At 71.2% G+C, this 8,954-nt stretch carries 10 protein-coding genes; 5 read left to right on the top strand and 5 right to left on the bottom strand.

Annotation, left to right across the window (positions count from 1 at the left end):
* Positions 1–605 precede the first annotated feature (605 nt).
* Positions 606–914, top strand: a complete 309-nt coding sequence (locus MFF42_RS21335; RefSeq protein ID WP_238257560.1) for a hypothetical protein — start codon at positions 606–608, stop codon at positions 912–914.
* Positions 915–1,021: 107 nt separating this feature from the next.
* Positions 1,022–1,984 (top strand): glutathione synthase, encoded by a 963-nt coding sequence (gene gshB, locus MFF42_RS21330; protein WP_238257558.1) that lies wholly within the window; start codon positions 1,022–1,024, stop codon positions 1,982–1,984.
* 55 nt (positions 1,985–2,039) lie between these two features.
* Here the strand turns inward: gshB and MFF42_RS21325 are convergent, their stop codons facing one another.
* The 5 genes from MFF42_RS21325 to MFF42_RS21305 form a co-directional block, all read right to left on the bottom strand.
* Positions 2,040–2,195, bottom strand: a complete 156-nt coding sequence (locus tag MFF42_RS21325; protein ID WP_238257556.1) for a hypothetical protein — start codon at positions 2,193–2,195, stop codon at positions 2,040–2,042.
* Between the two features lie 610 nt (positions 2,196–2,805).
* Positions 2,806–4,383: a cation:proton antiporter gene (locus MFF42_RS21320; RefSeq protein WP_238257554.1), complete on the bottom strand. Its 1,578-nt coding sequence runs from the start codon at positions 4,381–4,383 to the stop codon at positions 2,806–2,808.
* Positions 4,384–4,585: 202 nt separating this feature from the next.
* Positions 4,586–5,338 carry an N-acetylmuramoyl-L-alanine amidase gene (locus MFF42_RS21315; RefSeq protein WP_238257552.1) on the bottom strand — a complete coding sequence of 251 codons (753 nt, stop codon included), beginning with the start codon at positions 5,336–5,338 and terminating at the stop codon, positions 4,586–4,588.
* Positions 5,335–6,060, bottom strand: a complete 726-nt coding sequence (locus MFF42_RS21310) for a TerB family tellurite resistance protein (protein ID WP_238257550.1) — start codon at positions 6,058–6,060, stop codon at positions 5,335–5,337. Before MFF42_RS21310 ends, MFF42_RS21315 begins: the two co-directional genes overlap by 4 nt.
* A gap of 201 nt (positions 6,061–6,261) precedes the next feature.
* Positions 6,262–6,531 (bottom strand): YMGG-like glycine zipper-containing protein, encoded by a 270-nt coding sequence (locus MFF42_RS21305; protein WP_012252649.1) that lies wholly within the window; start codon positions 6,529–6,531, stop codon positions 6,262–6,264.
* Between the two features lie 230 nt (positions 6,532–6,761).
* On the opposite strand from MFF42_RS21305, the gene MFF42_RS21300 reads away from it, so the two are divergent.
* From MFF42_RS21300 to dusA, 3 genes are all read left to right on the top strand, one after another.
* A complete protein-coding gene (locus MFF42_RS21300; protein ID WP_238257548.1) occupies positions 6,762–7,379 on the top strand; it encodes an urease accessory protein UreE in 618 nt (205 codons plus the stop codon).
* 118 nt (positions 7,380–7,497) lie between these two features.
* Positions 7,498–7,650, top strand: a complete 153-nt coding sequence (locus tag MFF42_RS21295; protein WP_238257547.1) for a hypothetical protein — start codon at positions 7,498–7,500, stop codon at positions 7,648–7,650.
* 323 nt (positions 7,651–7,973) lie between these two features.
* A partial coding sequence (dusA, locus tag MFF42_RS21290; protein ID WP_283206910.1) for a tRNA dihydrouridine(20/20a) synthase DusA occupies positions 7,974–8,954 on the top strand: 981 nt, incomplete at its 3' end.

Genomic DNA, 8,954 nt, shown 5'->3' with positions numbered 1-8,954 from the left:
GCCGCGCGGCGCGTCGTCCGCCTCGCGGCGAAACCGGCGGGTCGTTGCCGGAACGAAGGGCACGATGGCGGCTGTCGCGCCGCGCTCCCGGTGGGCCGGCGGCGCGGACAGAGCGGGGGAGGACGTCTTGGAGGAGGGCATGAACCTGTCCCGTCGATGTGTGTGGCGGCCGGCTCCCGCCCGTCGCCTCCCGGAAAGGGTCGGCGGGGTCGGGCGGGCGCTCCTCGTGAGCGGGACGGGCCCGCCCCGGCCGGGCGATCTCGGGCAAAGCTCAGCACGACGTGGTTAACGGAGTGTTTCAGCGCACGCGGCATTCGGGCCCCTACGCGGTCCGGCGGGCGGTCTCCGCACCCACCTGTCGCGCGGACGGCACAGTCCTTGCGAAGTTGGCTTTGCCCATGGCGGGCGTTTCCTCCCTCGACTTGGGCCCCGCGCGACTCCGCAGCGGGGCCTCTTCTTTTCGGAGCCGCTTTTCCGGGGCTTTCGGGAGCCCGGACGGCGCGTGCCGGTGCGGCCGCAGCGGCGCCGTGCTGCGCTTGCTAACGAGGGGCGATGCCCGATATGCGGTGCCAACTCATTTTGGATCGAGCGAAGGACAAGGCAGGATGCGTCCGGACTTCTCACGATTTGGCAGCCCGGTGCGCGGCGCGTCCGCGGCTCTGAGGCTGGCCCCTCTCGCGCTCCTGGCCCTGGTCGCGGCAAGCCCGGCCCAGGCCCAGCGCGAGGATCAGGGGCTGCAGCTCGGCTGCGCCAACGACTATTTCCGGCTCTGCGCGGGCGTCGATCCGAACAGCCCGGATGCCGATGCCTGCATGACCCGCAACCGGTCTCGCCTCTCGCCCGAGTGCAAGTCCGCGATCAGCGACTACGACCGGCGCACCGGGGGTGCCTCGCAGCCCCGCGGCCAGCGTTAAGGCAGAAGACGATCTGAGGATCCTTGCAGAGGATCCTTGATCGGAACGAAGCGGGCTCGCCGTGAGCCCGCTGTTCCGGCGGAACGCGCAGCAATCCGGGGACGAGCATGGCGTTGACCGTCGCGGTCCAGATGGACCCGATCCAGTCGATCCGCATCGCGGGCGACACCACCTTCGGCCTGATGCTGGAGGCGCAGGCACGGGGCCACACCCTCTACACCTACACGCCCGACCGCCTCTCGATGCAGGGCCGGCTGGTGACGGCCTACGCCCAGCCGGTGAACGTGCAGGATGTCGAGGGCGCACATGCGCGCCTCGGGAGCCCGGAGCGCATCGACCTCGCGCAGGTCGACGTGGTGTTGATGCGCCAGGATCCGCCCTTCGACATGGCCTATGTCACGGCCACCCACATGCTGGAAAAGGTCGCCGCGCGCACCCTGGTGGTGAACGACCCGGCCGAGGTGCGGAACGCGCCGGAAAAGCTGTTCGTCCTCGACTTCCCCGAACTCATGCCGCCGACCCTGATCTCCCGCGACCGCGCCGAGATCGAGGCGTTCCGCAAGGAGCACGGCACCGTCGCCATGAAGCCGCTGCACGGGCATGGCGGCGCGGCGGTGTTCCGGGTCTCGGAGGAGGACCCGAATTTCGGTTCGATGTTCGACCTTTTCTCCGCCACCTTCCGCGAGCAATGGGTGGTGCAGCGCTTCCTGGAGAAGATCACCGAGGGCGACAAGCGCATCATCCTCGTGGACGGCGAGGCGATGGGCGCGATCAACCGCGTGCCGGCCAAGGGCGACATTCGCTCCAACATGGTCCGCGGCGGTGCGGCCGGCGCCTCCGAACTGACCGAGCGGGAGCGCGAGATCTGCGCCACCATCGGCCCGGAACTGAGACGCCGCGGCCTGATCCTCGTCGGCATCGACGTGATCGACGGGCATCTCACCGAGATCAACGTCACCTCGCCCACCGGCATCCGGACGATCAAGCGGCTCGGCGGCCCGGATCTCGCGGTCTCGGTCTGGGACGCGATCGAGGCGCGGCTCGCGGCCCGCGGCGTCGGCGGATCGTGATGCTCGCCTGAAGGGCCGCCGCGTCTCCGACGCGCTGTCCCCACACGGCGACGTCCTATCGAAAGACCGGCAACCCGACGCCGATCAGGGCGAGACCGAGGATCAGCAGGGCGCCGGCCATGGATTCGGCGAAGGCCGAGCGCGCGCCGAAGCGGTGCGCCTGGGCCGCCAGTCCGACACCGGTGACGAGGCAGACGGCACTGGCAACCATCAGCACGGCCGCTCCCGGAAGGGACGCCCGGCCACGCAGGATATGACGGCATCGGGCCGCCTCGGCGATTGCGGATGTCGGGTGAGCGGCTTGGACATGGGTTTCGGCATCGGATCTGACCCCGGCCCGGCCGCGCGAGCGGAGGGCGGGACGACATGAGGGATCGCGGACGCGCCGCAGGGCACACGCCACGGTGTGTTTTGTGAGCGAAAGACGTTCCCGGCTCGCGTCCGACAGCCGTTCCCTGTCATCGCCGATCCGAGTTCGCGACCTTTAACGCGTTCGCTCGGAATTCGTTCGGAATTTACGGTTGAATCTGAAAATCTTGCACAGTTCTTTTCTGACGTTCACATTGAATCCTGCGGACACGGCACCGGAACTCAATCTCGCGGACCGATCGAACGGCCCGTCCGCGCCTGGAAGATTATATTCACCCGCAGCACGCGACATCATCAAGTATCACAATCCGCAATGTTCGAGGGACAACTTACAATATAACGCAGCATACAGCGGAAACGCGGGCGAGGGATTCCGATCGGCACCTCCGATCCATCCTTAGAGTGGCATACCCCAGGAACGAAAATCCCACCCCCCGGCCGTCGCTGACCCGTCACGCCTCACCGCGCGGGGTCGCATTGAGTTCCGCCCAATCGAGTTCCTCCTCCAGGACGAAGTAGGCGTCATCGCCGATCCGGCCGTTGCGGCGCAGCGTGAAAAGCCGGTCGCGGGCGGCCCGGATCGCGCGGCGGCGGGGCTCGTCGGTCGGCAGCCCTTCGGGGGCGAGACCGTCCTCGTGCGCCTCGGCCTCGGCCAGGGCCGCGTGGAACTCCCGGCGCAGGGCATCCGCCGCCTCCGACCGGTCGCTGCTCAGGGCCTCGACCGCGGCCCCGTAGGCCTCGGCCCGGGCTCGGCCGACCTCACGGCCGACCGGATCGGAATCCTCCAGGCCGAGACGGGCCAGGATCGGGCGCAGGGTCAGGCCCTGGACCACCAGCGTGCCGATCACCACGCAGAAGGCGGTGAGCACGATCAGGTCGCGATAGGGGAATCCGGCTCCGCCGGGACCGCCCTCGGGCAGGGCCAGGGCCGTGGCGACGGTGACGAGGCCGCGCATCCCCGACCACGACACGGCGAAGCCCGCGCCGAGACCGAGTTCGCGGTTCTGGCGCAGGTCGTCCGGATGCACGGGTCTGGTGCCGAAGCCGACGCGGCGGATGGCGCTCGCCGGAAGCACCCAGGCGATGCGCACGAGGATGACGGTGACGACCACCGCCCCCGCGACGGAGATGTAGGCGATTTCCTGCTCGGGCGTCATCCGCGCGAGGATCGGCCCGATCTGCTCGCCGATCAGCACGAAGGCGAGAACGTTGAGCACGAAGATCGCCGTGTCCCAGACCGCGTTCGAGATCACCCGCAGGCGCGGCGAGGTCTGGCCGGGGGCATGGCGGGCCACGGTGATCGCGAAGCTCACCACGGTCAGGACGCCGGACAGTTCCAGCGCCTCGGCGGCGATCCAGAGGCCGAAGGCGGCCGAGAACTGCAGCACGATGACGCTCATCGGCTCCTCGACGCGGCGCAGGATCCGCAGGTAGACGAGCGCGGCGAGCGGCCCCGCCACGAGGCTGCCGACGACGCCGATCGCGAAGGCCGGCGCCACCTCAACGAGGGAGAAATGGCCGGTGACCGCTGCGGCGACGCCGAGCCGGTAGATCATCAGGGAAGCGGCGTCGTTCAGGAGGCTCTCGCCCCGCAGGATCGTGGCGAGGCGGTGCGGCAGCGAGACGTGGCCGAGCACCGAGAGCGCCGCCACCGCGTCGGGCGGAGCCACCACCGCGCCGAGCACGATGGCGGCGGCGAGCGGCATCTCCGGGACGAGCCACATCGCGACCGCCGCGACCGCCGCCGTCGTCGCCGCGACCGCCCCCACGGCGAGCCCGGCGATGGGGCGGGCATTGCGCACGAGGTCGCGCAGCGAGGTGCTGTAGCCCGCATCCATCAGCACCGGCGCGAGGAACAGGGCGAGCGCCAGTTCGGGGTCGAGGCTGAGACTCGGCACGCCGGGGATGAAGGCGAGGCCCACGCCGCCGAGCGCCAGGAAGGCGGGATAGGGTGCGCGAAGGCGCCGAGCCAGGCCGGCGAGCAGTACCGCGCCGACCAGGACGCCGACGATCCAGTGAAACACGAACATGAAGGAAAACGGGCCCGACGCCCACCCGTGCCGATGTGACGGTGGCGACGAAACGTCGGGCGGCCGAAAATCTTTCCGAATTTTTCCCGGCCGGAGCATCGTCCCGAAAGGTGGTTGCCGGCTCTCGGAGAAAGACGATGCAACATCAGGGGTTTAGCGCATTATCTCGGATCCGGTATCCAGGGTGATGCGCTCGCCGGGTTCAGGCCGGCTGCGCGGCGATCAGATCGCGCAGGGTCGTGATGGTGGAGGAATCCGCGACGCCGTCGATGCGGGCCGGCCGGAAATGGCGCTGGAAGGCGGTCACGACCGCGCGCATCGCCGTGTCGAACCCGCCGGTGACCGGCTGCTCATAGCCGTAGAGGGCGAGCATCGCCTGCAGCGCCTCGACCGGCTGGCCCGTATCCCCCATGGCGAGGAAGCGCCCGTCGCGCACGGGCGCGGGCGGCACCCAGTGCCCGACCCCCTCCCGCGCCAGCCGCTCCCAGGGGAAGGTCTCGCCCGGATCCTCCTTGCGGGCGGGCGCCACGTCCGAGTGGGCGAGGACGCGGGGAGCGGGGATCGCGCGCCGGACGACGATGTCGCGGGCGAGCCGGGCCACCGCCGCGATCTGCGCCTCCGGATAGGGCGGCAGGCCGCCGGCATGGCCGGGATGGGCGATCTCGATGCCGATGGAGCGGGAATTGATGTCGCGCACCCCCGCCCAGGCTCCGGCCCCCGCGTGCCAGGCCCGTTCGGCCTCCGGCACCATCTGCACGACGCGCCCGTCCTCGAACACGAAGTAATGGGCCGAGACTTCCGCCGCCGGGTCGCGGAGCCGCTCCAGCGCGCCCTCCGCCGTTGGCATCCCGGTGTAGTGCAGGATCAGCATGTCGAGGGCGTCGCCGGCCCGCGCCCCGCGGTTGGGCGAGGCGACGACCGCCTGCACGAGCGGGCTGTCGGGGGCGAAGCTCACGTCAGCCCCCGCTCGGCCGCGATCCGGTCCCAGGCGGCGTTGATGGCGGCGAGCCGGTGGGTGGCGATCGCCACCGCCTCCGGCGGCAGGCCGCGGGCCAGCGCCCGGTCGGGGTGGTTCTCGGCCACCAGCCGCCGATACTGCGCCTTGAGGGCGGCGGCGTCGGCCGACGGTTCGAGGCCGAGCACGAGGTAGGGGTCGTCGGCGAGGCGGACGTGCCGGGCGGCGATCCGGCGGAAGGCGGTCTCGTCGAGGCCGAAGATGCCGGCCACCGCGCGCAGGTAGCTCTCCTCGCCCTCGTGGATCGCCCCGTCGGCGGTGGCGATGTGGAACAGGCCGTCGAGCACGTCCTCGAGCAGGGCCGGCTCCTCGCCGAAGGTCGAGGCGAGCTGGCCGGCATAGGCCTCGAAGCCGTCGGTCGTCGCCTTAGCGAGGTCGAACAGGCGCTGGACGCCCGCATGCGCCTCGGGCTCGACCTGCACCACCCGCTCGAACGCCTGGACCTCGGATTGGGTGACGACGCCGTCGGACTTCGCCATCTTCGCCGCGAGCGCCACGAGGCCCGTCGTGAACACCACGTCCCGGGGCGTCGGCCCGAAGGGCGCGCCCTCGCGATCGACGAGGAAGTGGCCGGCGACGCTCCCCACCAGCGCCCCGATCGGCCCGCCGACCAGCACGCCGATCCCGGCCCCGCCGATCTTGCCCCACAGGCCGGTGCTCATCGGGAGCCGTCCGCCGGGAGACAGCACAGACATGAGGTTTCCAAGACGGCCAAGGACGGTTCCGAGATCATTCGGCGGGAGCGCTCGTGACGGTTTAACGCCGCAAACCGGACCGCAGCGCAAGCCCGGTGCTTCAACCGACCGCAAAGGAAAAGGGCCGGAGCGATCGCCCCGGCCCTTCCCGCGAGAACCGGCTCGCGATCAGCGGCAGTAAACGTTGCCGTACTCGTCACGGAAGGTGCCGTAGGGGCAGCGCGGCGCCGTGGCGGCACCGGCGATGGCGCCGCCCGCGCCGCCGATCGCGGCACCGGCCAGCGCACCGCCCGCGCGGCCCGTGGCGAGGCCGCCGACCGCGGCGCCGAGGCCCGCACCGAGGGCCGCACCGCCCAGCGCACGATCCTGAGGCGTGTTGCAGGCACCGAGCGAGAGCGCGAGGCTGCCCGCGAGGGCGGCGGCGATGAGTCTCTTCATGGTGGTCCGAACTCCCTTGTGCATCGGCGATCGGGCCTTTTGCCGGCGCGGGGCACCGTTTGGCCTTGGTTTGTCACCGGCTGTCATCGACGGCACATGAAACGGCCAAGATTGGGGCAGGTTGCATCGGAGCATGACTTTTCGCCCGCTGCCTGCCATCTGAGGACACGCCTGTTGCAAAATCGCCCGCCTCCGGCCTGTCGCCGACGGGCTCATGACCGAGGACCACCATGCCCAAAGCCAGCCTGATCGTCCGCAAGGCCGCCGTCCGGCCCGATCTCGTCGTCGACACGGTGACCCTCGACCACGCCGCCCGGGGCCAGGCGCACGCGCACCTCACCACGGCGGGCGGGCTCGCCATCGATCTCGCCCTGGACCGCGCCGCGGGCCTCGAGGACGGCGACGCGCTGAAGCTCGAGGACGGGCGCCTCGTCGGCGTGCGCGCCGCCGAGGAAGCGCTGCTGGAAGTCCGCGCCGGCAACCCGGCCCGTCTGCTGCGCCTCGCCTGGCAGCTCGGCGGCGAGCACGTTCCCGCCGAGGTCGGCGCGGACGTGCTCTACGTGCCGGTCCACGCCGCCGAACTGGTCCGCGGTGCGGGCTGCACGGCCGCTCCGGTGAACCGCCCGTTCAAGCCGGAGAAGGCCGCCCACGACCACAGCCAGTGCGGCCACGACCACCACGGCCACGACGCCCACGCGCATCAGGACCATGGGCATGGGCACGGCCATGATCACGGGCACGACCACGGGCACGACCACAAGCACGACCACGGTCACGGCGGCTGCGGGCACGATCACAGCCACGACCATGGACACAGCCATGGCCACGGGCATCACCACGACCATTGAGGGCCATCGAGGGGCCCGCGAACCGAAGAGCGGCGCGGGTCCCGAGCCCCGCCGTGCCGATGCGGAACACGCGGCGGCGCGGGATCGTTGGTCCGGGGATCCCATTCGGAGGCGGCCCTTGACGGCGATCAGCGTCTTCCAGAACGACGACGGCTTCTGGGCCGTCACCGCGCAAGGTCTCGTCGTCACCGGCCTGACCCGAGAAGGCGCCGAGGCCTTCGCGGAGGCTTTTCTCCGTCTTCACGACGAGCAGCCGCCCGCGGCGCCGTAGCCGGTCGAGGTCATCTCAGGTCTCCCCGGCGCCGCGCGGACCGGCGCCTGTCCTCGTCCTTGATTGCTCGCGCCGAGCCAGCGCGCGCCGGTCCTGCGACGACAGCCCCTTCCCTTTCAGGGCCTCGCGAGGCGTGATATCCGGGCGCGCATCGCGGACATCGTCCCAGCCGACGGCTTCCGACTCGCGGATCGATGCGAGGCGGAACCCGGACGCGCCGGCCTCTCCGGCCCGGGCGTGTGCGTTTCCGATCAAGCCGCCTCGCGCAACGGACCCCGCGGATGGTCCGGCGCGGGCCGAACTCGAGACAGAACAGGGCGCAGGTGTCGACGCCGGCTGACAAATTGGACGCTCTCAGCGGGTGGCGCTTCAGCGTCGCGCCGATGATGGACTGGACCGACCGGCAGTGCCGCGCGTTCCACCGGACGCTCTCGCGCCGCGCCCGGCTCTACACCGAGATGGTGACGACCGGCGCCGTGCTGCACGGGGACCGGGAGCGGCTGCTCGGCTTCGATGCCGGCGAGCATCCGGTCGCCGTGCAGCTCGGCGGCTCCAATCCCGGCGACCTCGCGGCGGCGGCGCGGATCGCCGCCGATTTCGGCTATGCCGAGGTCAACCTCAATGTCGGCTGCCCGTCCGACCGGGTGCAGGAGGGGCGCTTCGGCGCCTGCCTGATGCGCGAACCGGACCTCGTCGGTGCCTGTGTGGCGGCGATGAAGGCGGCGGTGTCGGTGCCCGTCACCGTGAAGTGCCGCCTGGGCGTCGATGACCAGGACATCGAGGAGGCCCTCGACGCGGTGGCCGGCGCCGTGGTCGCGGCGGGCGCCGACGGGCTCATCGTGCATGCCCGCAAGGCTTGGCTGAAGGGCCTGTCGCCGCGGGAGAACCGGGACGTGCCGCCCCTCGATTACGGCCGCGTCGGCCGGCTGAAGCAGGCGCATCCGGACCTGCCGATCGCGATCAACGGCGGCATCGCCGGCATCGCCGACGCCAAGGCCCGGCTCGCCGAGGTCGACGGCGTCATGATCGGTCGGGCCGCCTATACCGAGCCGTCGCTGCTGCTCGACGTCGATCCCGAGCTGTTCGGCGAGCCGGCGCCCGTGGCCGACGCCTTCGCGGCGATCGCGGCGCTGGAGCCGATCATCGCCGACGGGCTGCAGCGGGGCCTGCGGCTTCATGCCTATACCCGGCACATGCTCGGCCTGTTCAACGGGCGCCCCGGCGCGCGGGCCTATCGCCGCCATCTCGCCACCGCCGGCATGGCGGCCGAGGCGGGCCTCCTCACCCTGCGCGAGGCGGCGGCC

Origin of the sequence: Methylorubrum podarium, assembly GCF_022179745.1 — a bacterium.
In the GTDB taxonomy this organism is placed as follows: Bacteria; Pseudomonadota; Alphaproteobacteria; order Rhizobiales; family Beijerinckiaceae; genus Methylobacterium; species Methylobacterium podarium.
This window is presented reverse-complemented; position numbering and strand designations above follow the sequence as displayed.

Bases quoted from the DNA above. Each gene is read 5' to 3' on its own strand.
- MFF42_RS21325 (WP_238257556.1), bottom strand. From the start codon at position 2,195: ATGGTTGCCAGTGCCGTCTGCCTCGTCACCGGTGTCGGACTGGCGGCC.
- MFF42_RS21305 (WP_012252649.1), bottom strand. From the start codon at position 6,531: ATGAAGAGACTCATCGCCGCCGCCCTCGCGGGCAGCCTCGCGCTCTCG.
- MFF42_RS21320 (WP_238257554.1), bottom strand. From the start codon at position 4,383: ATGTTCGTGTTTCACTGGATCGTCGGCGTCCTGGTCGGCGCGGTACTG.
- gshB (WP_238257558.1), top strand. From the start codon at position 1,022: ATGGCGTTGACCGTCGCGGTCCAGATGGACCCGATCCAGTCGATCCGC.
- MFF42_RS21310 (WP_238257550.1), bottom strand. From the start codon at position 6,060: ATGAGCACCGGCCTGTGGGGCAAGATCGGCGGGGCCGGGATCGGCGTG.
- MFF42_RS21335 (WP_238257560.1), top strand. From the start codon at position 606: ATGCGTCCGGACTTCTCACGATTTGGCAGCCCGGTGCGCGGCGCGTCC.
- MFF42_RS21300 (WP_238257548.1), top strand. From the start codon at position 6,762: ATGCCCAAAGCCAGCCTGATCGTCCGCAAGGCCGCCGTCCGGCCCGAT.